This window comes from Halomonas sp. PBN3 (assembly GCF_000475415.1).
GTDB lineage: Bacteria > Pseudomonadota > Gammaproteobacteria > Pseudomonadales > Halomonadaceae > Halomonas > Halomonas shengliensis.
In genome coordinates this window covers 61631-84837 of record NZ_AXCA01000163.1, presented here as the reverse complement: position 1 = coordinate 84837, position 23207 = coordinate 61631, and the positions used below count along the sequence as shown (strand labels likewise).

Genomic DNA, 23207 nt, shown 5'->3' with positions numbered 1-23207 from the left:
CCCACTACTCGAAGATGGCCTCCAGGTTGAGGCCCTGCTTCTCCAGCACCCGACGCAGCTTCTTGAGGGCCTCGACCTGGATCTGGCGCACCCGCTCCCGGGTCAGGCCGATCTCCTCGCCCACCTGCTCCAGGGTGGCGGCCTCGTGGCAGCGCAGGCCGAAGCGGCGCACCACCACCTCGCGCTGCTTCTCGGTGAGCTCGGAGAGCCACTCGTCGACATGCTGCTTGACGTCGCCATCCAGCAGGCTGGACTCCGGGCCAAGCTCGTTGTCGTCGGCCAGGGTCTCGATCAGCGGCTTGTCGCTGTCGCCGCCCACCGGGTAGTCCACCGAGGAGATGCGCTCGTTGAGCCCCATCATCTTCTTGACCGTCGCCACCGGCTTGTCGAGGTGTTCGGCGATCTCCTCCGCGGTGGCCTCGTGGTCGAGCTTCTGGGTCAGCTCGCGGGCCGCGCGCAGGTAGATGTTGAGTTCCTTGACCACGTGGATCGGCAGGCGAATCGTGCGGGTCTGGTTCATCAGCGCCCGCTCGATGGTCTGGCGGATCCACCAGGTGGCGTAGGTGGAGAAGCGGAAGCCGCGCTCGGGGTCGAACTTCTCCACCGCGCGGATCAGGCCGAGGTTGCCCTCCTCGATCAGGTCGAGCAGCGACAGGCCACGGTTGAGGTAGCGCCGGGCGATCTTGACCACCAGGCGCAGGTTGGACTCGATCATCCGCGAACGGCCCAGCGGATCCCCCTTCTGGGCCAGGCGGCCGTAGAAGACCTCCTCCTCGGGGGTGAGCAGCGGCGAGAAACCGATCTCGTTGAGGTAGATCTGGGTGGCGTCGAGGCTCTGGTGACTGTAGCGGTCCTCGCGATTCAGCGCCTTCTCGAAGGCGGCCTCATCCTCCTCGCGGGTCTCGTCGTCGATGCTATCGACGATCTCGTCTTCCTTCTCCTCGAGCGCGTCAAGATCCACATCCTGAAGGTCCCGTTCAAGCATGCTCATCGATGGCTACCCCGTGCTTGCGTCCTGTCGCCGATGCCGAGAAGCATCGGCGCTTCCGATTATTATTGTGTGACACTCGGTGGGCGAGCCCACCGGGGCGAGGCATCAGCGTGGTGGCAGATACTCCAGTGGGTCCTGGGGCTGACCATCCTTGCGCACCTCGAAGTGGAGCCTGACGCTCTCGGCATCGCTGTCGCCCATGGTGGCGATCACCTCACCCGCCTCGACCACGTCGTTCTCGCGGACCCGCAGGGAGTCGTTATGGGCGTAGGCGCTGAGGAACTGGTCGTTGTGCTTGAGCAGGATCAGCTGGCCGTACCCCCGTACGCCACTGCCCGCATAGACCACGATGCCCGGTCCCGCCGCCTTGACAGGTTGCCCCTTTTGCCCGGCGATATCAATGCCGGCGGTGATGGTGCCACCCTCGCCGAAACGCCCCACCACCTCGCCGTCGGCGGGCCACTGCCAGGGCACCTCGGCCACCGGGGTGTAGGTGCGTGAATCGCGATCGGCGCCCTGGGTGCCGCCGGCCACGGCGGTGCCGGCATCGGTCTCGGCGGCCGTGTCGACCGGCGCCTCATCGGCACGCTCCCGGGCGGGGGCCTGCTCGGCAGTGGAATCGGCCACGTCTTGGGCCTGGTTGGTAGCATCTGCCGTCTCATCGGCTGACGGGGCCTCAGTGGCCGCATCACGCTCGCTGCGCTCGGCCAGGTCACGCTCGCTCAGGGTCCCATCGGCGCCGGGGCTGTCCGGTGAGTAAACCGGGCCCGGGCCCTGGTCACTCCCATCATCCGCGACACCGGTGGTGCCGGTCGGCGCCTCGCCGCTGGAGGCCGCGTCGCCTGACAGGGACTCGCCGGACGAGCGCCGCGCCTCGGTCTCGCCACTGGGCAGCAGCCAGCCCATGTCGTCCGCGTCGTCCTGGGGCTGGGCACCGCCGAGGGGCGTGGCCACCGCTACCGCGCTGCCAGCGTCGACGTCGGCGCCGGCCTCGCCGCGGGCGGCCTCGGGGTCGAGCACCAGGCGCTGGCCCGGCTCGATGTGGTAGGGCGGGCCGATGCGGTTGAGCCGCGCCAGGTCGCGGTAGTCCATGTCGTGGCGCCAGGCGATCCCGTAGAGGGTATCGCCCCGCTCCACCGTGTAGTGGCTGGCCGCGTCGTCGGCACGGCTGGCCGAGAGGTCGCGCACAGGTACCTGCCGGGGGGTCTCCTGCTGGCTGGCGCAGCCGGCTATCGCCAGGGCCAGCCCCGAGATCATCAATACCTTACGCATCAGAGCCTTCCTCCTTGTTCGCCCCATCGGGGCTTGCCCCATGTGTGGTGGCCCCGCCGGTCGGACGCGACCGGGTGGCGTGCCGGCCACCGCGGTCGATCAGCAGCACCGTGGCCGCCCCCGCCAGCACCAGGGCCGTCACGGCCAGCAACTGGGGGGCATCGCCGGTGAGCAGGGCGTAGTCGCCCGGTGTCAGGTAGCGGTAGTCCAGCGGAATCATCTGTCCTTCGGGGCCGAGCTGGTAGCGTACCAGTTCTCGCCATGGCCAGAGTACCGGCAGCGAGCCCACGATGAAGCCCACCAGCAGCTGCAGGGTGGCGGTGTGGTGCCGGTCGAGCAGCCAGGAGAGCAACCGCGAGAAGGCGAAGAGCCCCGCCGCGCAGCCAGCCCCGAACAGGCCGATCAGCCCCAGGTCGAAGCTGCGGATGCCATCCATCACGGTGCCGTAGAGCCCCATGGTCAGCAGCAGGAAGCTACCCGAGACGCCGGGCAGGATCATGGCACTGATGGCGATGGCCCCGCCCACCACCAACATGGTCTCGCGGCTGCCGAGCTCGCTGACCAGCGGCATCAGTGCGGGCAGGCCATAGGCCAGCAGCAGCCCGGCCACCAGCGGCGCGACGTGCCACCACTTCCAGTCGGCAGGGTGGCGGCTGACGACCAGCGCCGAGGCCAGCACCAGGCCGAAGAAGAAGCCGTTGAGCAGCAGCGGGTGGTCCTCCATGAGCCACACCACCAGGTGGGCGACGCTGACCAGGCTCACCAGGATGCCCGCCAGCAGCGGCACCAGGAAGGCCAGGTTGAGGTGGGCGACGAGCCCCGCCACCCCGCCGCGGCGCCAGGCGCCGAAGGCGCTGGGGCCGAAGCGCTTGATGGTGTGGATCAGCTCCTCGTAGATGCCGGTGATGAAGGCGATGGTGCCGCCCGAGACGCCGGGAACGGCGTCGGCGGCGCCCATGCCAGCACCCCGGATCACCAGGCCGAGATATCGCTTCAACAGAGAACTCCTTTTCAACGGATGACGCCTTCCAGCAACGGCACGAAGCGCACCGGCTCCAGTCGCCGCCGCTCGAACTGGTCCCCCTGGCGCTGCACCCGGGTCAGCCACTGGCGGCCGCGGGCGTCGGCGAGCGGGGTGATCAGCACACCCCCCCCGGCGAGTTGGGCGAGCAGCGCCGTGGGCAGTTCGCTGGCGCAGGCGGTGAGCAGGATGACATCGAAGGGGGCCGCCTCCTCCCAGCCGTGGCCGCCGTCGGCCAGGCGTAAGTGGAGGTTGCGTGCCCCCAGCAGGCGCAGCCGCTCGGCGGCACGCCGGTGCAAGGCATTGATTCGTTCGATGGACCAGAGTTCCGGCACCAGCCGCGACAGGATCAGCGTCTGGTAGCCGGAGCCGGTGCCCACCTCCAGCACCCGCTCGGGCGCCTCCTGCAGCACCAGCTCGGTCATGCGCGCCACGATCCACGGCTGGGAGAGGGTCTGGCCGTGGCCGATGGGCAGCGAGGTGTCCTCGTAGGCGCGATGGGCCAGCGCCTCGTCCAGGAAGAGGTGGCGCGGCTCCCGCGCCAGGGTCTCCTTCACGCGCGGGTCGCGGATGCCCTGGGCGGCCAGGCGCTCGACCATGCGATCACGGGTGCGCTGGGAGGTCATCCCCACGCCGCGCACCAGCTCGGCCAGCCGTTCAGGTGAGTGCATCCAGCCAGCCCTTGACGTCCGCGATGGCCGCATGCCGGGTAAGGTCGGTCTGCAGCGGGGTGATGGAGACGTAGCCCGCCTCCACGGCGGCGAAGTCGTTATCGGGGCCGTCGTCGGCGTTCTCGCCCACGGCGGCGATCCACCAGCGCACCCGCCCGCGCGGGTCGCGCACCTCCTGGGGCCGCGCGGCGGGGCCACGATAGCCCAGGCGGGTGACCCGGAAGCCCTGGATCTCGCTCCACGGCAGGTCGGGCACGTTGACGTTGAGCAGGCTGCGCGGCGGCAGCGAGAGCCGGTCCGCGGCGCCCACCAGGCTCGCCGCCACCCGGCCGGCGGTGTCGAAGTGGCGGTGGCCCACCAGCGACATGGCGATGGCCGGCATGCCCAGGTTGCGTCCCTCCATGGCGGCGGCCACGGTGCCCGAGTAGAGCACGTCGTCGCCCAGGTTGCCGCCGTGGTTGATGCCGGAGATCACCAGGTCGGGCTTCTCGTCCCAGACGCCGTTGACCCCCAGGTAGACGCAGTCCGCCGGGGTGCCGTCGACGCTGTAGAAGCCGTTGTCCAGCGCCGAGAGCGCCAGCGGCCGGGTCAGTGTCAGGGAGTTGCTGGCCCCGCTCTTGTCGCGGTCCGGGGCCACCACGCGCAGCCTGGCGTGCGCCGCCAGGGCATCGTGCAGGGCGCGCAGCCCGGGGGCATGCACGCCATCATCGTTGGAGAGCAGCAGTCGACGCATCTCGTCTCCTCGTCTGGGCGCCCCGTCACAGGGTCGGGTGCGCGATCAATTCCCTGAGCACCGCGGTGGCGAAGGCCCCGCGAGGCAGCGTGAAGGTGAGCCACAGCTCATCGGTGCCGAGCTCGAGGCTCGCCTCGGCGAGGCGCAGCCGCAACGGTCGCCGCCCAAGACGCACCCCGGCCCGCTCGAGACCGGCACACAGCGCCGGGTAGCGGCCGGCCAGGCGGGCCTCGCGGGCCAGCGCCTCGCCGCTCGCCGCCGAGCGCCCCACGCCCCACAGCACGCCGCTGGGGTGCAAATCGAGGCGCACCGCCCGAGCCTCGAGCTCGGCATCCGGCGCCTCGACGGTGAACTGGCTCGCCGTGCCATCGAGGATCGCCACCTCGCCCGGCAGCAGCGTCTCCCAGCTGCCATCGGCCAGGCGCTCGGCGAGCCCCTCGTTGAACAGGAAGCTGCGCGCCGCCGAGAGCAGCATGCCGTCGCGGTCGTCACGCTTGCGCCAGCCCCGGGCCAGCAGCGCGCGGGCGCGCAGCAGGTTGCGTCCATCGTGACCGAAGCGCTGGGGACCGAAGAGGTTGGGCACCCCGCGCTCGAGCAGCCGCTCCCAGCGCGCCGTGAAGCCCGGCGACTCCACCGCCGGCCCGGTGAGCCGCAGCCGGAAGCGGTTGGCGCGGTGCACGCCGCGCTTGAGCTTGCGGGGATGGCGGGCCATCTCCAGCACCCCGATGCCCTGCTCGGCCAGCGCATCAACGAGGCCCGCCGGCGCCTCGCGCCCCGGCAGCTGGACCGAGAGCCACTGGCGGGTCACGGCGACGCGATCCTTCATGCCCGAGTAGCCCACCGCCCGCGGCGACACCTCGCACAGCCGCGCCAGCGCCTTGACCGCCATGGCGGTGGTCAGGTCGCGCTTCTCGATGAACAGCCACAGGTGCTCGCCCTCCCCCTCGGGGGCGAAGTCGAGCACCTCCTCGACCCGGAAGTCCTCGGGGCGCGCCCGGTACTCCCCCGGTGGCGGCGGGCCGAAGGCGGCGTCCAGCGCCCGCGGCCAGGCCGGGGGCCAGGCGATGGCGTCGGGCTCGCGTGTGACGTCGACCTCACTCACCGGCAGGCTCACCCTGCCGATCCGCGACCGGCAGCAGCAGCGCCACCGCCTCGGCGGCGATCCCCTCGCCGCGGCCGGTGAAGCCCAGCCGTTCGGTGGTGGTGGCCTTGACGTTGACCGCACCGCGCGCCAGCCCCAGGTCGTCCGCGATGTTGGCCGCCATGGCTCCCACGTGGGGGGCCATCTTTGGCGCCTGGGCCATCAGGGTGGCATCGAGGTTGCCAACCCGGTAGCCAGCCTCGCGCACCAGGGCCACCACGCGGCGCAGCAGGTCGCGGCTGTCGGCGCCCTTCCAGGCCGGGTCGGTGTCCGGGAAGTGGCGGCCGATGTCGCCCAAGGCGCAGGCCCCCAGCAGGGCGTCGCTGATGGCGTGCAACAGCACGTCGCCGTCGGAGTGGGCGATGAAGCCGCGCTCGAAGGGCACGGCGACACCGCCGATCATCAGGTGGTCGCCCTCGCCAAAGCGGTGGACGTCGAAGCCATGGCCGATTCGCATCATCTCTCCGCGACGCCCGCCGGCGCCGTCTCGTTGTGCGCCGAGGCCTGGGCGGCCAGGATCAGTCCGGCCAGCGCCAGGTCCTCGGGATGGGTGATCTTGAGGTTGTCGCGACGCCCCGGCACCAGCAGGGGCGCCTCGCCCAGCGCCTCCATCGCCGTGGCCTCATCGGTGACCGCCACGCCCGCCTCGGCGGCCGCGGCAAGCGCACGGGCCAGCAGACCATAGCGGAACCCCTGGGGCGTCAGGGCGTGCCACAGCCCGTCGCGGGGCTCGGTGGCGGCCACCCGGCCGGCGCCGTCGTCGCGCTTCATGGTATCCGCCACCGGGGCGGCCAGCAGCCCGCCCACCGGCTCTTCGTCGAGCGCCTGCTTGAGCCGGCGCAGGTCGTCGAGCGCCACACAGGGCCTCGCCACGTCGTGGACCAGCACCAGGTCGTCGGCGTGGGCCTCGCCCTCGATAGCCGCCAGGGCATTGGCCACGGAGTCGGCGCGCTCGGCACCGCCGGCCACCCGCCGCCAGTCGGCGAAGGGCACCCAGGCCGGGTCGAACCAGGCGTCGTCGAGGTCGAGGCAAAGGCACAGCCTCGCCGCCGGGAAGGCGGCGTGCAGCCGCGCCAGGGTGTGCGCCAGCACCGGGCGCCCGGCCAGGGTCAGGTACTGCTTGGGGCGGTCGGCACCCATGCGTCGTCCGCGGCCGGCCGCCGGCACCACCAGCCAGGGCTCCGCGCTCATCGGCGCGCCTCCAGCTCGGTGGCGGGCAGCGGGTTAACCACCGGCTCGGCCTCCACCGCCACGTCGGGCACCCAGAAGAACTGCTCGTCGGTGCGCACCATGCCGATGTCGCTGCGTGCCCGCTCCTCGATGGCATCGAGGCCTGTCTTGAGGTCGAGCACCTCGGCCGCCAGGCGCGCGTTGCGGTCGCGCAGCGGCTGGTTGGCCGCCTCCAGCGACGCCACCCGCTCGCGCACCTCGGCGAGCTCCTCGATGCCGCCCTGGCCGAGCCATAGCCGGTACTGCAGCAGCGCCAGCAGCACCGTCAGCGCCAGCGCCAACCCCTTGAGCATGGTGCCTTCCCGTTGCGTCGTTACGATGGCAGGCATTATGCCATCTTAGCGGCCCGCCGGCAGGGCCAATCTCGGCGGCAGGCTCGGCGAAGAGGCTAGGCCCCGCGCCGGAAAGGCAGCGCCGCCTCGGCGGCTCGGCGGTAGGCCAGCACATGCTCGCGCTCCTCGGCGCAGAAGCGGGTCACGGCGTCGCGCAGGCGCGGGTCGGCGATATGGTGCAGCGAGGTGAGCAGCCGTGGCGCGAAACCCCGGGACAGCTTGTGCTCGCCCTGGGTGCCGGGGTCGAAGGTGGTGAGGCCGCGCTCGAGGCAGTGCTCGATGCCCTGGTAGTAGCAGGCCTCGAAGTGCAGGCAGTCGGCGACCACCTCGCTTCCCCAGTAGCGGCCGTAGAGGGTGCGTGCGCCCTGCAGGCAGAGCGCCGCCGCCACCGGCTTGTCCTCGAGGCGCGCCTGGATCAGCAGCAGGGCCTCGGGCAGCGTGGCGCGCAGGCGGCGAAAGAACTCCAGGCTCAGGTAACCGCTGCGGCCGCGCTCGAGGTAGGTGATCTCGTAGCAGCGGAAGAAGTGTTCGAGGGCCGCGGCGTCGATCGCCTCGCCCTCCAGGCGGTGCAGGGTCAGCCCCTGGTCGGCAACCAGGCGCCGCTCGCGGCGGATCGCCTTGCGCCGCTTGGCGGTCAGGGCGGCGAGGAAGCCCTCGAAGTCACCGTAGCCGGCGTCCCGCCACTGGAACTGCACCCCATGGCGGGCCAGCAGGCCCGGGCGCGCCGCCTGCCAGTCGGCCACCTCGGCGCCCGTGGCGAACAGCAGGTGCCAGCTCGGCAGGGCCGGATCGTCTTCCCAGGCCGCGGCCAGGGCCTCGCGGGCGGCGAGCGGATCGATGCCCGGCGCCAGGGCCAGCCGCGGTCCCGGCGCCGGGGTGAAGGGAACGGCGGTGAGCGCCTTGGGGTAGTAGCGCCCGCCGGCGCGCTCCCAGGCATCGGCCCAGGCCCAGTCGAAGACGTATTCACCGAAGGAGTGATACTTGTGGTAAAGCGGCATGACGCCCACCAGCCGCCGCCCCTGCCACAGCGTCTGGTGGCGCGGCACCCAGCCGGTGGCCGGCGCCACCGCGCCGCTGGCCTCCAGGGCGTGCAGGAACTCATGGCGCAGGAAGGGGGAGTCGTCGTCGACCAGGGCGTTCCAGTCGGCGGCGGGCAGCGCCTCGATGGCGGGCACTTCCTGCGACACGAGCGAGGGCATGGCGACTCCGGCGGCTGACAAGGCGTTGGCGAAGGGCCTACATTGTGCCCAGACTCGCGACCCCTTGCCATCACCGCCTCAAGGACCCTCGCATGGATGATGCCCGCGCCCTGACCGCGCGCCTCGACGCCCAGCGCCGCGCCTTCTCGGCCGCCCCCTATCCCAGCCTGGCCGAGCGCCGCCAGCGCCTGGCGCGGCTGGCCACCCTGAGCCGCCGCCACCGCGACGAGATCGCCGCAGCCATCGACGCGGACGTCGGCCATCGCCCCGCGGTCGAGACCCGCCTGGCGGAGATCGCCACGGTGCTGCAGGCGGCGCGCTTTGCCCGGCGCCGGCTGCGCCGCTGGATGCGCCCGCGCCGCGCCGCCGTGCCCTGGCGGCTCCAGCCGGCCTCCGCACGCACCCACCCTCAGCCACTGGGGGTAGTGGGCATCATCGCCCCCTCCAACTACCCCTGGAGCCTGGCCTGGCTGCCCGCCATCGACGCCCTGGCCGCCGGCAACCGGGTGATGATCAAGCCCAGCGAGCACACCCCGGCCACCTCGGCGCTGATGGCCAGGCTCGCGGCGCGCTACTTCGCCCCCGAGGAGCTATGCGTGGTGGAGGGCGACGCCGAGGTCGCGCGCGCCTTCGCCGCCCTGCCCTTCGACCACCTGTTGTTCACCGGCGGCGGGGCCATCGGCCGCGAGGTGGCAAGCGCCGCCGCGGCCAACCTGACGCCGGTCACCCTGGAGCTCGGCGGCAAGAGCCCGGCCCTGGTGGCCGCCGACGCCGACCTGGAGAAGGCTGCCGAGCGCATCGCCTTCGGCAAGTGGCTCAACGCCGGGCGCACCTGCATCGCCCCGGACCATGTGCTGATCGAGGCCTCGCGCCTCGAGCCCTTCCTCAAGGCGCTCGAGCGCCAGGTGGCACGCTTCTACCCCGAGGGCAGCGCCAGCCGCGACTACGGCGCGGTGCCGGGGAAGGCACAGCGCGAGCGCCTCGAGGCGATGCTCGCCGAGGCCCGCGACCACGGCTGCCGGGTGATAGCGCTCGGCGAGCGGCTCGAGCTTGCCAGCGGCGGGGTCAAGCTGCCGCCCACCCTGGTGGTCAACCCCACCGACGACCTGCGGATCATGCAGGAGGAGATCTTCGGCCCCTGGCTCGCGGTGATCGGGGTGCCCGACATGGCCCATGCCCTGGCCCACATCAACGCCAGGCCGCGTCCGTTGGCGCTCTATGCCTTCACCGACGACCCCGACCTGCGCCGCCGGGTGCTTCAGACCACCCACTCCGGCGGCGTGGTGTTCAACGACACCCTGTGGCACAACGCCGTGCCCGCCCTGCCCTTCGGCGGGGTCGGCGCGAGCGGCATCGGCGCCTACCAGGGCGAGGCGGGCTTCCGTCGCTTCAGCCTGGAGCGCAGCGTCTTCGCCCAGTCGCGACGCAGCGCGGTAAGCTGGCTCAACCCGCCCTACCGGCGCTGGCTGCTACGCCTGCTGGGGCTGTGAGCCGCGGCCCCTCAAGGTAAGAAAACTACAAAAAGGACAACAATTCCGCTAGGATTGGCGAAAGCTCGCAATCTATATTGGTAAACTTACCAAAACAAACCGCCGAGGTGTCCCATGGCCAGTCCCACCCCCGCCCTCAACGCCACCGTCGCCGACGTCACCCGCCGCATCCGCGAGCGCAGCGCCGAGCGCCGCGCCCTCTACGAGGCGCGCATGGCCGACCAGCACCGCCGCGGCGTGCACCGGGGCGAGCTCTCGTGCGGCAATCTGGCCCACGGCTTCGCCGCCTGCGGGGTGGAGGACAAGAACGCGCTGAAGCTGATGAACAGCGCCAACCTCGGCATCATCTCGGCCTACAACGACATGCTCTCGGCCCACCAGCCGCTCGAAACCTTTCCCGAGACCATCAAGGCCGCCGCCCGCGCCATGGGCTCCACCGCCCAATTCGCAGGCGGCGTGCCTGCCATGTGTGACGGTGTCACCCAGGGCCAGCCGGGCATGGAGCTGTCGTTGTTCTCCCGCGACGTCATCGCCATGGCCACCGCCGTGGGGCTCTCCCACAACATGTTCGACGCGGCGCTCTACCTCGGCGTGTGCGACAAGATCGTGCCGGGGCTGTTCATCGCCGCGGCACGCTTCGGCCACCTGCCGGCCATGTTCGTGCCGGCCGGCCCCATGCCCAGCGGGCTGCCCAACAAGGAGAAGGCGCGCATCCGCCAGCTCTTCGCCGAGGGCAAGGCGAGCCGCGAGGAGCTGCTCGAGGCGGAGTCGCAGTCCTACCACAGCCCCGGCACCTGCACCTTCTACGGCACCGCCAACTCCAACCAGCTGATGATGGAGATGATGGGCCTGCACCTGCCGGGCACCTCCTTCGTCAACCCGGGCACCGAGATGCGCGAGGCGCTCACCCGCTTCGCCACCGAGCAGGCGATCCGCAATACCGAGCCCGGCGGCGACTACCGCCCCTTCTACAAGCAGATCGACGAGCGCGCCATCGTCAACGCCATCGTCGGCCTGCTCGCCTCCGGCGGCTCCACCAACCACACCCTGCACCTGGTGGCCATGGCCGCCGCCGCCGGCATCACCCTTACCTGGGAGGACTTCACCGACCTCTCCGCGGTGACGCCGAGCCTGATGCGGGTCTATCCCAACGGCCAGGCCGACATCAACCACTTCCAGGCCGCCGGCGGCATGAGCCTGCTGTTCCGGGAACTGCTCGCCGCGGGGCTGCTCCACGGCGACATCCCCACGGTGTTCGGCACCGACCTCACCGCCTACACCCGGGAGCCGTTCCTCGAGGAGGGCAAGCTCACCTGGCGCGAGGGCCCCGAGAGGAGCCTCGACGAGGAGGTGCTGCGCGGCGTGGCCACGCCCTTCGCCCCCACCGGTGGCCTCACCGTGGTGGACGGCAACCTGGGCCGCGGGGTCATCAAGGTCTCGGCGGTGGCCGAGGAGCATCGCGTGGTGGAGGCCCCGGTCAAGCTCTTCGAGGACCAGAATGAGCTCAAGGCGGCCTTCGAGGCCGGCGAGCTGGACCGCGACGTGATCGCCGTGGTGCGCTTTCAGGGCCCCAAGGCCAACGGCATGCCCGAGCTGCACAAGCTGACGCCCTACCTGGGCGTGCTCCAGGACCGCGGCCACAAGGTGGCACTGGTCACCGACGGGCGCATGTCCGGCGCGTCCGGCAAGGTGCCGGCGGCGATCCACATCAGCCCGGAAGCCCTCGACGGCGGGCCGCTCGCCAAGCTGCGCGACGGCGACATCGTGCGCCTGGATGCCAACGCCGGCACCCTCCAGGCGAAGGTGGACGCCCACACCTGGGCCGACCGCGAGAAGCGCGTCGCCGAGCTGGATCACTACCACGTGGGCCTGGGCCGCGAGCTGTTCGCCGGCTTCCGCCACCTGGCCATGCGCGGCGAGGAAGGCGCCGGGGTGTTCGGCGGCTTCGAGGCCGACGACCTGGCCCGCCAGGCCGGCCAGATCCACGACGAGGACGCCTGAGCCACGCCGAGGCCGTCTGATCCACGGCATGTGAGATAGTGAGAAGCGCCGGGGACAAGCCGCAGAGGGGGTCCTACGCCATGGATGGCGTCGGTAGCGCCCAGGGAGGGGTTCACAGCGCCCCCTCGCAGGCTTGTCGCCGGAACAGCTTCGAGCGACGCAGCCCTAGAGAACCATTGACGATGATTCGACCCGCCCTGATCGGCGATATCGGGGGCACCAACGCCCGACTCGCCCTGGTGACCCCGGGCGCCTTCGCGCCCCACGACATCCTGACCCTGCCCTGCGCCGACTACCCCGGCCTGGTGGAGGCGGTGCGCGACTACCTGGCCCGGGTCGGGGCGGTAGGCGAGCGCGCGCCCCGCGAGGCCTGCCTGGCCTTCGCCTGCCCGGTGCATGATGACCGCATCAAGATGACCAACAACCACTGGGTCTTCTCCCGCGCCGCGGTGCAGGCGGAGCTGAGGCTTGAACTCTTCAAGACCATCAACGACTTCACCGCCCAGGCCCTCGGCGTCCCCCACCTGGGCGAGGACGAGCTGGTCGAGGTGCAGCCCGGCACGCCCGCCTCCCACGCCGCGCGCCTGGTGATCGGGCCCGGCACCGGGCTCGGCGTGGCCACCCTCTTCCCCGGCCGCCACGCCTGGATCCCGCTGCCCGGCGAGGGCGGGCATGTCACCTTCGCCCCCACCGATGAGTGCGAGCAGAACCTGCTGCGCCACTTCCGCAACCGCTACGGGCGGGTATCGGTGGAGCGCGTGCTCTGCGGCCAGGGGCTGCTCGACCTCTACCTGGCCCACTGTTCGCTGAAGGGCGCCAACCCCGCCTACGCGAGCCCCGCCGAGGTCACCGCCGCCGCCGACGCGGACCCCGTGGCTCGTGATACCCTGCTGCGTTTCCTGAAGATCCTCGGCGACGTCTGCGGCGACGCGGCGCTGACCCTCGGCGCCCGCGGCGGCGTCACCCTGTGCGGGGGCATCCTGCCGCGGCTGCTCGACTGGCTGCCGAAGAGCCGCTTCCGCGAGGCCTTCGCCGACAAGGGGCGCATGCGGGCCTACAACGCGGCGCTGCCGATCCAGGTGGTCACCGCGCCCTGGCCGGGGCTGCTGGGCGCCGCCGAGGCCCTGCACAATCCAGAAGTCGAATGAATCGACGCAAGAGGTCGAATGATGATTCCACACAGCCTGCGAACCCTGATCGACGAGAGCGACGGCCAGCGCCGCGCCGAGTGGTCCGGCCGCGAGGTGTGGCTGGCCAACGAGGCCTGGGGGGAGCTGGCCGTCTCGCTCCAGGGCGCCCAGGTGCTTCATTACCGCCCCTCCGGTGACGACGAGGGCTGGCTGTGGGTGACGCCCACGCCCCAGGCGCTGCCCGGGGCGATCCGCGGCGGCATACCGCTGTGCTGGCCCTGGTTCGCCGACGAGCACACCGCCGACGAGAGCCCGGACCGCTCGGGCCCGCTGCACGGCCCGGCGCGCAAGGCGGCGTGGCGGCTGGACGCCGTCGACGAGCACGAGGAGGGCGTGGAGCTGCACCTCTCCCCCGAGGCGCCGCTGCACAGCCAGCTCACCCCGCGGGCGGTGATCCAGGCCAACGCCCGGCGCCTGCACGTGGAGCTGATCACCGAGCACACCGGCGAGACCCCGGTGAAGATCACCGGCGCCCTGCACACCTACTTCGCGGTGAACGAGGTCCACGGCTGTCGCGTCGAGGGGCTGGCCGGCGCCCGCTACCTGGACAAGCTGGCCGGCTTCGCCGAGCGCGAGCAGCAGGGCGAGCTCGGGGTTCGCGGCGCCCTCGACCGCATCTACCACACCAACGCCGAGCTGACGCTGGACGACGGCCACCGGCGCCTGCGCATCGCCCGCCAGGGCAGCGACTCCGCGGTGGTCTGGCACCCCGACGCCGCCCTGCCGGAAGACACCCCGGCCGAGGCCGGTCGCCACTACCTCTGCGTGGAGGCCGCGAACACCCGCCTCGACCCGGTGTGGCTGGTGCCCGGCGCCCAGCACCTGCTGGGCACCACCCTTTCCTTGGCAGGCGACGCCTGAGCCACATCCATTCATCATGAGAACCCGTGACCATGCTGCCCGTCATCGCCTTCGGCGAAGCCCTCGTCGACATGCTCTCCAGCCGGCTCGGTGAGGCCGCCGGCGACGCCCCGGAGACTTTCACGCCGTATGCCGGCGGCGCACCCGCCAACGTCGCCGTGGCCTGCGCGAGGCTCGGCGTGCCGAGCCGCTTCCTGGGCATGCTGGGCGACGACCACTTCGGCGACTTCCTTGCCGCCGAACTCGCCGCCCACGGCGTCGACACCTCGGGCGTGGTGCGTACCCGCGAGGCACGCACGGCGCTGGCTTTCGTCTCACGGGACGCCGACGGCGAGCGCACCTTCGACTTCTACCGGCCGCCCGCCGCCGACCTGCTCTACCGCCTGGAGCACCTGCCCGCCGGGGTCTTCGCCGCGCCCGCCATCCTTCATCTGTGCAGCAACAGCCTGACCGAGCCGGCGATCGCCGAGACCACCCTGGCCATGGCGGCGATGGCGCGCCGCACCGGCAGCCTGGTCAGCGTCGATGCCAACCTGCGCCACAACCTGTGGACCGAGGGCGAGGCGGACATCGGCCTGGTCACCCGGCTGCTGGACGCCGCCGACCTGCTCAAGCTCTCCACCGACGAGCTCGACTACCTGCGTGGCGACCATCCCCGGAAGGCCTGGCTCGCCGAGCGCCTGGCCGCCGGCGCCAGGGCCATCGTCATCACCGACGGGCCCGGCGAGGTGCGCCTGATGGGCGCTGAGATCGACACCCGGGTGGCACCGCCCAGGGTGCAGGCGGTGGATACAACGGCAGGAGGAGACGCCTTCATCGGCGGGCTGCTGGCCGAGCTCGCCGACCACCTGGGCCGGCACGGCAGCGACGGCGCCTGGCACCGCGACGAGGCGCTGCTCACCCGCGCCGTGGCGACCGCCTGCCGCTGCGGCGCCCACGCCGTGACCCGCCCCGGCGCCTACGCCGCCCTGCCCACCCGCGAGGACCTCGCCAGGCTACGCTGACAGGACATGCAGGGAGCCGGGACCGCCACCGGCTTCGCCCCCAAGACGCCACACCACGACCCGGGAGAGTCACCATGCGCCAGCTCCAGTGGGGCATCCTCAGCACCGCCGGCATCGCCCGCAAGGCGATGATCCCGGCGATCCAGGACGCGCCCAACGCGCGGCTGACTGCCATCGCCAGCGAGAGCGGCAAGGCAGGCGACGTCGCCGCCGAATATGGCATCCCCCGCGCCCACGACGGTTTCCGCCACCTGCTGGAGGATCCCGACGTGGAAGCGGTTTACGTGCCGCTGCCCAACCACCTCCACGCCCGCTGGGTGTGCGAGGCGGCCCGCCACGGCAAGCATGTGCTGTGCGAGAAGCCCGCGGCCCTCAACGCCGAGGAGGCCCGCGCCATGCAGGCCGCCTGCGACAGGGCCGGGGTGGCGCTGATGGAGGGCTACATGTACCGCCACCATCCCCAGCATGCCCGCGCCGGGGAGATCCTCGCCAGCGGCGAGATCGGCGAGGTGCGCCAGGTGCGCGGGCTCTTCTCCTTCCCCCTGGACCTGGAGGCCGACGACATCCGCCTCTCGACGGCGTCGGCGGGCGGCAGCCTGCATGACGTCGGCTGCTACCCGCTGGACGTCATCCGCCGCCTGCTCGGCATGCCCGCGGCGGTGACCGTGGTGGGAAGAGTGCCCGAGGCGCTGGGCGTGGACACCAGCGTGGGCGGCATGCTGCGCTACGCCGACGGCCGCCTGGCCGAGTTCGGCGCCAGCTTCGAGCAGGCCATGGTCAACCGCTACGAGGTGATCGGCAGCCACGGCCGCCTGCTGCTGCCAGCCGCCTTCCGCCCCGACAAGCAGGGCGGCGTGGGCGAGATCATCGTCACCGACGAGCGCGGCCGCACCCGCCGCGAGCCGGTCTTCGGCGACCAGTACCCGGCCCAGATCGAGGCCTTCTCCGCCTGGGCCCTCGGCGAGGGACCCGCCCCGGACGCCCCTGCCGAACTCGCCGACCAGGCCCGCCTGCTGGCCGCCTGCCGCGACTCGCTGCACCAAGAGCGCACCATCACGCTGTGAGCCTTTTTGCCCGCCGCTACCGCACCGCCTGCCGCTCCGGCCGCCGCCAGCGCAGGCGGCGGGCGATCACCGTCTCGCCCGGGGTGTAGTCGCCGCGGGCGGCGGCCAGGGCGGCGCGCAGCGCCTCGGCGGCGATGCGGTCGTAGTCCTGCAGGGCGGAGTTCACCGGCAGCGGCAGGAAGTCGAGCAGGCGGCTGTCGCCGAAGGTGGCCAGGCGCAGCGCGGGGGGCAGGCCGCCCTGCTCCAGCAGCACGTCGAAGACGCCGTCGAGCAGGGTGTAGGAGGCCGTCACCAGGGCGTCGGGCAGGCCATGGGCGTCGAGCAACTCGCGGGCCAGCCGCGCGCCCTCGTCGCGGTCATAGCGCTCACCGCAGACCATCAGCGGCGCGGCGTCGCTGCCCGCCAGGGCGCGGTGGAAGCCGGCGCGGCGCTCGCGGGTGATGGAGATCGCCGGCACGGCATCGAGCCACGCGATGCTCGCCACCCCTTCCCCCAGAACCGAACGGGTCAGGCGCTCGGCGGCCTCGCCGTCGTTGCTCACCACGCAGGCGAAGCGCGCCGGGTCGAAGCCGCGGTCCACCGCGATCACCGGCAGGCCATCGGCCATCAGCTCGGCGTAGAAGGGGTCGTCCGGCGGCAGGCTGCTGGCGGTGATCAGCACCTCGCAGCGCTGGGCGCGCAGCGCCAGGGCCAGGTCGCGCTCGGTCTCCGGACGGTCATCGGAGCCGACGATCAGCAGCTGGTAACCCTGCTCCCGGGCGCCGCGCTCCAGGCGCTTGGCCAGGCGCGCATAGCTGACGTTCTCCAGGTCGGGCACGATCAGCCCCAGGGTGCGGCTCGAGCCGCGGCGCAGCGCCGCCGCCTGGGCGTCCACCCGGTAGCGGTGCTTCTCGACCACGGCCATCACCCGCGCCACGGTCTCCGGGCTGATGCGCTTCTCCTCGGCCTTGCCGTTGACAACATAGCTGGCGGTGGTGCGCGAGACACCGGCCAGGCGGGCGATCTCGGCGAGCGTCATGGCGTCCCCTCGTGGTGGAAGTGACACGATTCTACGCGAAGCGGCCCGCGGCGGGGGCGACCACCACCCCTACCAATGTCGCAGTCCCGCGGGCTTGCCAGCCCGGGTGAATCGATCCAGCCTTACAGTATGGTGACACGATTCACTGAACCTGAGGACCCATCCATGCTGACCCTATCCCAGGACGACATCCTGCTCGGCTGCGAGGCCGATGAGTGGCGAGACGCCCTGGAGCGCGCCGCCGAGGCCCTGCACCAGGCCGGCCTCACCGCCGCCGCCTACCGCGACGGCCTGTTCGCCCGCGAGGCGCAGTCCTCCACCTTCCTCGGCAACGCCATCGCCATCCCCCACGGCACCCCGGAGAGCCGCGAACACGTGCGCGCCACCGGCGTGCGCGTGCTGCAGTTCCCGCGCGGCATCGAGTGGCACGATGGCCAGCGCGTCCATGTGCTGGTGACCATCGCCGCCCAGAGCGACGAGCATCTCGACATCCTGCGCCAGCTCACCCACGTGCTGGATCGCGAAGGCATCGCCGAGCGCCTGGCCGCTGCCGACTCCCGTGCCGAGATCGCCGGACTGCTGTCGAAGGCGGTGGTGGAGGCGCGCCTGGACGCCGACACCCTGTGCCTGGGCTTCCCGGCCCGCGACGCCCGGGAGCTGGCCCTGGCCGCCGCGGCGCGGCTGCGCCAGGCGGGCAGCGTGGGCAATGGCTTCGTCACCGCCGTGGCCGACCAGGCCCCGCGCCCGCTGGGCCAGGGGCTGTGGCTGGTAGCCAGCCAGCACGACGTGAGCGAGCCGGCACTGGCGCTCGCCACCCCCGAGGGCCGCGTCCACGAGGCCGGCGAGGCGCTCGCCGGGGTGGCCTGCCTCGCCGCCCAGGGAGACGCCCACCGCTGCCTGCTCGAGCGCCTGGCCAGCCTGCTGGAGAACGGCGGCGCGGCGGAGCTGGCCGGCGCCGACGCCGCCACCGTGCTGGCCCGCCTGGCCGGGGAGCGCGCCGGAAGCGCGACCCGCCAGGTGCGGGTACTCAACGCCCACGGCCTGCACGCCCGCCCCGCCAAGCAGCTGGTCCAGGTGGCCCGGGAACAGGGGGTGGCGATCCGCGTGCGCCTGGTCGAGGGCGGCGGCCAGGCGGTGTCGGCCAGCAGCCTCACCAAGGTGATCAACCTGGGCGCCCGACGCGGCCAACGGCTGCAGTTCTCGGTGGACGAGGCGGTCGACGACGAGCGCGCCGCCCGGGCCCTGGCGGCGGTCTGCCGCGCGGTGACCGAGGGTCTCGGCGAGGCGGTGGCACCCTTCGACGAGAGCCGCGAGCATCACCTGCCCGAGCCCGAGGCGGTGATCGAGCCGCTGCCCGAGGATGCGCCCCAGAGTGCGGTGGCCGCCTCGCCGGGCCTGGCCATCGCCCCCGCCTTCGTGCTGCGCACCCCGCGCTTCGCGTATCCCGAGCGAGCCGCCGATGGCGCCGCCGAGAAGGCGCGCCTCGAGGCCGCCCTGCGCGAGGGCGAGGCCCAGCTCGAGGCCCTGGTGCAGCAGGCGCGTGGCGGCGAGGTGGCCCAGATCCTCTCCATGCACGAGGAGATGCTCGGCGACCCCGAGCTGCACCAGGCCGCCCGCGAGGGCATCGACGAGGGTGCCTCCGCCGAGGCCGCCTGGTGGCATGCCATCGAGACCGCCGCCCACGCCCAGGAGATGCTCGCCGACCGCCTGCTCGCCGAGCGCGCCGCCGACCTGCGCGACGTCGGCCGGCGGGTGCTGGGCATCCTGTGCCATGTCGAGATGCCCGAGCCGCCGGACGAGCCCTATATCCTGGTGGCCGACGACCTGGGCCCCTCCGACGTGGCACGCCTGGACACCAGCCGGGTGCGCGGCCTGCTCACCGCCCGCGGCGGCGCCACCGCCCACAGCGCCATCCTGGCCCGGGCGCTGGGCATCCCCGCCGTGGTGGGGGCCGGCGAGCGGGTGATGACGCTCGCCGACGACACCCGGCTGATCCTCGACGGCGAGCGCGGCCGCTTCACCGCCGCCCCCTCCGCGGAGCGCCTGGCGAGCGCCGAGCAGCGCCTGGCCGAGCAGCATCGCCGCGAGGCCGCGGCCTGGGAGGCCCGTCACCGCCTCGCCGCGACCCGCGACGGCCACCGCGTCGAGGCGGCGGCCAACCTGGGCAACACCGCCCACGCCCGGGATGCCGTGGAGCGCGGCGCCGAGGGGGTCGGGCTGCTGCGCACCGAGTTCATCTTTATGGCCCACGCCGCCATGCCGGACCTCGCCACCCAGGTCGCCGAGTACCGCGCGGCCATGGAGGCCCTGGACGGCCGACCACTGGTGGCGCGCACCCTCGACGTGGGCGGCGACAAGCCGCTGCCCTACTGGCCGGTGCCCAAGGAGGACAACCCCTTCCTCGGCCTGCGCGGCATCCGCCTGGCGCTGACCCGCCCGGGGGTGCTGGAGACCCAGCTCAGGGCCCTGCTGATGGCGGGAGCGCCCGCGGCTGGGGGTCCTGAACAGGCCCGCCCGCTGCGCATCATGCTGCCCATGGTCAAGGACATCGGCGAGTTCCGCGCCGCCCGCGCCCTCTTCGACCGCCTGCTCGAGTCGCTGCCCGAGGCCGAGCGCGCCACCGACGTCCAGCTCGGGGTGATGATCGAGGTGCCCTCCGCGGCACTGCTGGCCCCGAGCCTGGCCCCCGAGGTGGACTTCTTCTCGGTGGGCACCAACGACCTGACCCAGTACACCCTGGCCATCGACCGCGGCCACCCCGAGCTCTCCGCCCAGTCCGACGGCCTGCACCCGGCGGTGCTCCGGCTGATCGAGATGACCGTGGCGGCCGCCCACGCCCACGGCAAGTGGGTCGGGGTGTGCGGCGAGCTCGGCAGCGACGCCGCGGCGATCCCGGTGCTGGTGGGCCTCGGCGTCGACGAGCTCTCGGTGAGCGCCCGTCAGGTGCCGCTGGTCAAGGCGCGCCTCGCCGAATTCGATCTCGCCGAGGCCCGCGCCCTGGCCGAGCTGGCCCTGGCCCAGCCCACCGCCGAGGCGGTGCGCGACGCCCTGGAGGTGCGCTGATGGCCCGCCTCCTAACCCTCACCCTCAATCCGGCGCTGGACCTCTCGGTGAGCCTGGAGCGGCTTGTCCCCGGAACGGTCAACCGCACCCGCGAGACCCACCTCACGGCGGCCGGCAAGGGGGTCAACGTGGCCCGGGTGCTGGTCGCCCTCGGCCACCAGGTCACGGTGTCGGGTTTCCTCGGCGCCGACAACGACGGCCCCTTCCTGCGCGCCTTCGAGGCCCTCGGCGTGGAGGACGCCTTCCTGCGCGTGCCCGGCGAGACCCGCATCAACGCCAAGCTCTCCGAGGCCTACGGCCGGGTCACCGACATCAACGGCCCCGGCGCCGCCATCGGCGACGACGCCTGGCAGCGCCTGCTCGACTGGCTGGCCGCCCGCCTGGCCAACGCCGAACGGCGCCCCGCCGCGGTGGTGATCGCCGGCAGCCTGCCCCCCGGGGTCACCCCGGAACGCCTCGCCGCGCTGATCGAGCAGCTGCGCGGGGCGGGCCTGCCGGTGTGGGTCGACACCAGCGGCGAGGCCCTCGGCCGCGCCATCGCGGCACGCCCCACCGGGGTCAAGCCCAACGAGCAGGAGCTGGCCGAGTGGGCCGGCCAGGCGCTGACCTCGCCCGAGGCCCGGATCCGCGCGGCGCTGCGCCTCTACGCCGCCGGCGTGGAGGAGGCGCTGCTCTCCGCCGGGCCCGACGGGGTGCTGTGGGTAAGCAGCCGCGGCGCCTGGCAGGCGGTGCCGCCGCGCCTGGCGGTGGCCAGCACCGTGGGCGCCGGCGACACCCTGCTCGCCGCCCTGCTCCACGGCGTGGTCGAGGGCCACACCGCGGAGCAGACCCTGCGCCTGGCCACGGCGCTCTCCGCCGAATCCGTCCGCCATGTCGGCGTGGGCGACCCCCGCGCCACCGACTTCCCCCACCTCCAACAACAGACCCGCGTGCGTCGTCTCAACGACGTCGATGCGGGGGGAGCCATCGCATGAACGTCATCCTCGTCACCGCCTGCCCCAGTGGCATGGCCACCACCTTCCTCGCCGCGCGTCGCCTGGAGCAGGCCGCCCGGCGCCTGAGCTGGACGCCCCGCGTCGAGATGCACGGCGAGCTCGAGCCCGTGCGGCCCGCCTCCGCCGAGGAGATCGCCGGCGCCGAGCTGGTCATCGTCGCCGCCGACCATGTCCCGGACCCCGGGCGCTTCGCCGGCAAGCGGCTGTTCCGGGCCGCCATCGACCAGGCGCTGCCCGACCCGGACGCCTTCCTCGCCCGCGCCGAGCGCGAGGCGGCGCCCTTCGAGCCCGGCGACGCGGCGCCGGCCGCCCAGGCCGCGCCCACTGCGTCCGCTGCGTCCGGCAGCCAGCCCGACGGCGCCCGACGCGACGGCGCCCGGAGAATCGTCGCCGTCACCGCCTGCCCCACCGGCGTGGCCCACACCTTCATGGCCGCCGAGGCGCTTGCCGAGGCCGGCAAGGCGCTGGGCCACCAGATCCGCGTGGAGACCCAGGGTTCGGTGGGCGCCCAGGACCGGCTCACCGAGGAGGAGATCGCCGCCGCGGACCTGGTGATCCTGGCCTGCGACATCGAGGTGGATCCCACCCGCTTCGCCGGCAAGCGGGTCTACCGCACCTCCACCGGCAATGCCCTGAAGAAGCCGCGGCCGACCCTCGAGGCGGCCCTCGAGCACGCCGAGGTGGAAAGCGCCGGCGGCGGCGCCTCGGGCCAGGGCGAGGCGAAGAAGAGCCTCAAGGAGCGCGGGGCCTACAAGCACCTGCTCACCGGGGTCTCCTTCATGCTGCCCATGGTGGTGGCCGGGGGCCTGCTGATCGCGCTCTCCTTCGTGTTCGGCATCGAGGCCTTCCAGCAGGAGGGCAGCCTGCCCGCGGCGCTGATGCAGATCGGCGGCGGCACCGCCTTCGCCCTGATGATCCCGGTACTCGCCGGCTACATCGCCTACTCCATCGCCGACCGCCCCGGCATCGCCCCGGGCATGATCGGCGGCATGCTGGCCTCGGAGGTCGGCGCCGGCTTCATCGGCGGCATCCTCGCCGGCTTCCTGGCGGGCTACGTGGCCAGGGCGGTGGCGACCCACGTCAGACTGCCCTCCAGCATCGAGTCGCTCAAGCCGATCCTGATCATCCCGCTGGTGGCCAGCCTGGTGACCGGCCTCACCATGATCTACGTGGTCGGCGAGCCGGTGGCCGGCATCCTCGCCGCGCTGACCGCCTTCCTCGAGAGCATGGGCTCCACCAACGCCGTGCTGCTGGGCATCCTGCTCGGCTCGATGATGTGCTTTGACCTGGGCGGGCCGGTCAACAAGGCCGCCTACACCTTCGGCGTCGGCCTGCTGGCCTCGGAGACCTACGGCCCCATGGCGGCGATCATGGCCGCCGGCATGGTGCCGGCCATCGGCATGGGCATCGCCAGCTTCGTGGCCCGGTCGAAGTTCTCCGAACCCGAGCGCGAGGCGGGCAAGGCCTCCTTCGTGCTGGGCTTCTGCTTCATCAGCGAGGGCGCCATCCCCTTCGCCGCCAAGGACCCACTGCGGGTGATTCCGGTGTGCATGCTGGGCGGCGCGACCACCGGCGCGCTCTCCATGCTGGTGGGCGCCAAGCTGATGGCGCCCCACGGCGGCATCTTCGTGCTGCTGATCCCCAACGCCATCACCCCGGTGCTGCTCTACCTGGCGGCCATCGTCGCCGGCTCGCTGGTCACCGGCCTGGGCTATGCGGCGCTCAAGCGTGGCGCCGCGCCGGTGGCGGTGACCGCCAACGCCTGAGGCGCGGGTGACACCAGGCGTCCACGTCAGGGGCAGGCCGGTCGGCCTGCCCCTTCGCGTTCCGGTACCAGGAATGCAACCAAGGGGGCACTTGCCTAAATGTCAGACATTTCATAGGATGACACACAGCCCAGGCGGCCGCCCGCGAGGCGTCCGCTCCCTGAC

At 72.6% G+C, this 23207-nt stretch carries 20 protein-coding genes; 9 read left to right on the top strand and 11 right to left on the bottom strand.

What is annotated here, in order from left to right; genetic code table 11:
- Nucleotides 1-4: 4 nt before the first annotated feature.
- The 10 genes from rpoS to Q673_RS29065 form a co-directional block, all read right to left on the bottom strand.
- Nucleotides 5-991: an RNA polymerase sigma factor RpoS gene (gene rpoS, locus Q673_RS29110; RefSeq protein ID WP_023006255.1), complete on the bottom strand. Its 987-nt coding sequence runs from the start codon at nucleotides 989-991 to the stop codon at nucleotides 5-7.
- Between the two features lie 105 nt (nucleotides 992-1096).
- The gene (locus tag Q673_RS29105) at nucleotides 1097-2263 is read right to left on the bottom strand and encodes a peptidoglycan DD-metalloendopeptidase family protein (protein WP_031218261.1); all 1167 of its coding nucleotides are present in this window, start codon (nucleotides 2261-2263) and stop codon (nucleotides 1097-1099) included.
- On the bottom strand, nucleotides 2256-3263 hold the full coding sequence (locus tag Q673_RS29100; RefSeq protein WP_081712039.1) for a DUF368 domain-containing protein: 1008 nt from the start codon (nucleotides 3261-3263) through the stop codon (nucleotides 2256-2258). Before Q673_RS29100 ends, Q673_RS29105 begins: the two co-directional genes overlap by 8 nt.
- A gap of 11 nt (nucleotides 3264-3274) precedes the next feature.
- Nucleotides 3275-3955 carry a protein-L-isoaspartate(D-aspartate) O-methyltransferase gene (locus Q673_RS29095; RefSeq protein WP_023006252.1) on the bottom strand — a complete coding sequence of 227 codons (681 nt, stop codon included), beginning with the start codon at nucleotides 3953-3955 and terminating at the stop codon, nucleotides 3275-3277.
- Nucleotides 3942-4688 (bottom strand): 5'/3'-nucleotidase SurE, encoded by a 747-nt coding sequence (gene surE / locus Q673_RS29090; protein ID WP_023006251.1) that lies wholly within the window; start codon nucleotides 4686-4688, stop codon nucleotides 3942-3944. The genes Q673_RS29095 and surE overlap by 14 nt, the downstream gene beginning before the upstream one ends.
- A gap of 25 nt (nucleotides 4689-4713) precedes the next feature.
- Nucleotides 4714-5790: a tRNA pseudouridine(13) synthase TruD gene (gene truD / locus Q673_RS29085; protein WP_235048516.1), complete on the bottom strand. Its 1077-nt coding sequence runs from the start codon at nucleotides 5788-5790 to the stop codon at nucleotides 4714-4716.
- Nucleotides 5783-6286: a 2-C-methyl-D-erythritol 2,4-cyclodiphosphate synthase gene (gene ispF / locus Q673_RS29080; protein WP_023006249.1), complete on the bottom strand. Its 504-nt coding sequence runs from the start codon at nucleotides 6284-6286 to the stop codon at nucleotides 5783-5785. The genes truD and ispF overlap by 8 nt, the downstream gene beginning before the upstream one ends.
- Nucleotides 6286-7020, bottom strand: a complete 735-nt coding sequence (gene ispD, locus Q673_RS29075) for a 2-C-methyl-D-erythritol 4-phosphate cytidylyltransferase (protein WP_023006248.1) — start codon at nucleotides 7018-7020, stop codon at nucleotides 6286-6288. Before ispD ends, ispF begins: the two co-directional genes overlap by 1 nt.
- Nucleotides 7017-7352, bottom strand: coding sequence for a cell division protein FtsB (gene ftsB / locus Q673_RS29070; protein WP_023006247.1), 336 nt, complete (start codon nucleotides 7350-7352; stop codon nucleotides 7017-7019). Before ftsB ends, ispD begins: the two co-directional genes overlap by 4 nt.
- Nucleotides 7353-7447: 95 nt before the next feature.
- Nucleotides 7448-8590: a GNAT family N-acetyltransferase gene (locus Q673_RS29065; RefSeq protein ID WP_023006246.1), complete on the bottom strand. Its 1143-nt coding sequence runs from the start codon at nucleotides 8588-8590 to the stop codon at nucleotides 7448-7450.
- A 92-nt stretch (nucleotides 8591-8682) separates the two neighbouring features.
- On the opposite strand from Q673_RS29065, the gene Q673_RS29060 reads away from it, so the two are divergent.
- The 6 genes from Q673_RS29060 (at nucleotide 8683) to Q673_RS29035 (ending at nucleotide 16200) form a co-directional block, all read left to right on the top strand.
- Nucleotides 8683-10080: an aldehyde dehydrogenase family protein gene (locus tag Q673_RS29060; RefSeq protein ID WP_023006245.1), complete on the top strand. Its 1398-nt coding sequence runs from the start codon at nucleotides 8683-8685 to the stop codon at nucleotides 10078-10080.
- A 114-nt stretch (nucleotides 10081-10194) separates the two neighbouring features.
- A complete protein-coding gene (gene edd, locus Q673_RS29055; protein WP_023006244.1) occupies nucleotides 10195-12081 on the top strand; it encodes a phosphogluconate dehydratase in 1887 nt (628 codons plus the stop codon).
- Nucleotides 12082-12263: 182 nt separating this feature from the next.
- A complete protein-coding gene (gene glk, locus Q673_RS29050; protein ID WP_023006243.1) occupies nucleotides 12264-13229 on the top strand; it encodes a glucokinase in 966 nt (321 codons plus the stop codon).
- 21 nt (nucleotides 13230-13250) lie between these two features.
- Nucleotides 13251-14132, top strand: a complete 882-nt coding sequence (locus tag Q673_RS29045) for a D-hexose-6-phosphate mutarotase (RefSeq protein ID WP_031218257.1) — start codon at nucleotides 13251-13253, stop codon at nucleotides 14130-14132.
- A 32-nt stretch (nucleotides 14133-14164) separates the two neighbouring features.
- Nucleotides 14165-15136 (top strand): carbohydrate kinase family protein, encoded by a 972-nt coding sequence (locus Q673_RS29040; RefSeq protein WP_031218256.1) that lies wholly within the window; start codon nucleotides 14165-14167, stop codon nucleotides 15134-15136.
- Between the two features lie 74 nt (nucleotides 15137-15210).
- Entirely contained in the window at nucleotides 15211-16200 is a 990-nt protein-coding gene (locus Q673_RS29035) for a Gfo/Idh/MocA family protein (protein ID WP_023006240.1), read from the top strand.
- Between the two features lie 16 nt (nucleotides 16201-16216).
- On the opposite strand, the gene cra is transcribed toward Q673_RS29035, so the two are convergent.
- The gene (gene cra / locus Q673_RS29030) at nucleotides 16217-17218 is read right to left on the bottom strand and encodes a catabolite repressor/activator (protein WP_023006239.1); all 1002 of its coding nucleotides are present in this window, start codon (nucleotides 17216-17218) and stop codon (nucleotides 16217-16219) included.
- Nucleotides 17219-17383: 165 nt separating this feature from the next.
- On the opposite strand from cra, the gene ptsP reads away from it, so the two are divergent.
- Genes ptsP through Q673_RS29015 form a run of 3 tightly spaced genes read left to right on the top strand, consistent with a single transcriptional unit; the run spans nucleotide 17384 to nucleotide 23042 of the window.
- A complete protein-coding gene (gene ptsP / locus Q673_RS29025) occupies nucleotides 17384-20281 on the top strand; it encodes a phosphoenolpyruvate--protein phosphotransferase (RefSeq protein ID WP_023006238.1) in 2898 nt (965 codons plus the stop codon).
- Entirely contained in the window at nucleotides 20281-21255 is a 975-nt protein-coding gene (gene pfkB / locus Q673_RS29020) for a 1-phosphofructokinase (RefSeq protein ID WP_023006237.1), read from the top strand. Before ptsP ends, pfkB begins: the two co-directional genes overlap by 1 nt.
- The gene (locus Q673_RS29015) at nucleotides 21252-23042 is read left to right on the top strand and encodes a PTS fructose-like transporter subunit IIB (RefSeq protein WP_023006236.1); all 1791 of its coding nucleotides are present in this window, start codon (nucleotides 21252-21254) and stop codon (nucleotides 23040-23042) included. The genes pfkB and Q673_RS29015 overlap by 4 nt, the downstream gene beginning before the upstream one ends.
- The last annotated feature ends 165 nt before the right edge of the window (nucleotides 23043-23207 follow it).

Bases quoted from the DNA above. Each gene is read 5' to 3' on its own strand.
- Q673_RS29060 (WP_023006245.1), top strand. From the start codon at position 8,683: ATGGATGATGCCCGCGCCCTGACCGCGCGCCTCGACGCCCAGCGCCGC.
- Q673_RS29035 (WP_023006240.1), top strand. From the start codon at position 15,211: ATGCGCCAGCTCCAGTGGGGCATCCTCAGCACCGCCGGCATCGCCCGC.
- Q673_RS29105 (WP_031218261.1), bottom strand. From the start codon at position 2,263: ATGCGTAAGGTATTGATGATCTCGGGGCTGGCCCTGGCGATAGCCGGC.
- cra (WP_023006239.1), bottom strand. From the start codon at position 17,218: ATGACGCTCGCCGAGATCGCCCGCCTGGCCGGTGTCTCGCGCACCACC.
- pfkB (WP_023006237.1), top strand. From the start codon at position 20,281: ATGGCCCGCCTCCTAACCCTCACCCTCAATCCGGCGCTGGACCTCTCG.
- rpoS (WP_023006255.1), bottom strand. From the start codon at position 991: ATGAGCATGCTTGAACGGGACCTTCAGGATGTGGATCTTGACGCGCTC.
- Q673_RS29095 (WP_023006252.1), bottom strand. From the start codon at position 3,955: ATGCACTCACCTGAACGGCTGGCCGAGCTGGTGCGCGGCGTGGGGATG.
- ftsB (WP_023006247.1), bottom strand. From the start codon at position 7,352: ATGCTCAAGGGGTTGGCGCTGGCGCTGACGGTGCTGCTGGCGCTGCTG.
- Q673_RS29065 (WP_023006246.1), bottom strand. From the start codon at position 8,590: ATGCCCTCGCTCGTGTCGCAGGAAGTGCCCGCCATCGAGGCGCTGCCC.
- ispF (WP_023006249.1), bottom strand. From the start codon at position 6,286: ATGCGAATCGGCCATGGCTTCGACGTCCACCGCTTTGGCGAGGGCGAC.
- glk (WP_023006243.1), top strand. From the start codon at position 12,264: ATGATTCGACCCGCCCTGATCGGCGATATCGGGGGCACCAACGCCCGA.
- ispD (WP_023006248.1), bottom strand. From the start codon at position 7,020: ATGAGCGCGGAGCCCTGGCTGGTGGTGCCGGCGGCCGGCCGCGGACGA.
- Q673_RS29015 (WP_023006236.1), top strand. From the start codon at position 21,252: ATGAACGTCATCCTCGTCACCGCCTGCCCCAGTGGCATGGCCACCACC.
- ptsP (WP_023006238.1), top strand. From the start codon at position 17,384: ATGCTGACCCTATCCCAGGACGACATCCTGCTCGGCTGCGAGGCCGAT.
- surE (WP_023006251.1), bottom strand. From the start codon at position 4,688: ATGCGTCGACTGCTGCTCTCCAACGATGATGGCGTGCATGCCCCCGGG.
- Q673_RS29045 (WP_031218257.1), top strand. From the start codon at position 13,251: ATGATTCCACACAGCCTGCGAACCCTGATCGACGAGAGCGACGGCCAG.
- Q673_RS29040 (WP_031218256.1), top strand. From the start codon at position 14,165: ATGCTGCCCGTCATCGCCTTCGGCGAAGCCCTCGTCGACATGCTCTCC.
- edd (WP_023006244.1), top strand. From the start codon at position 10,195: ATGGCCAGTCCCACCCCCGCCCTCAACGCCACCGTCGCCGACGTCACC.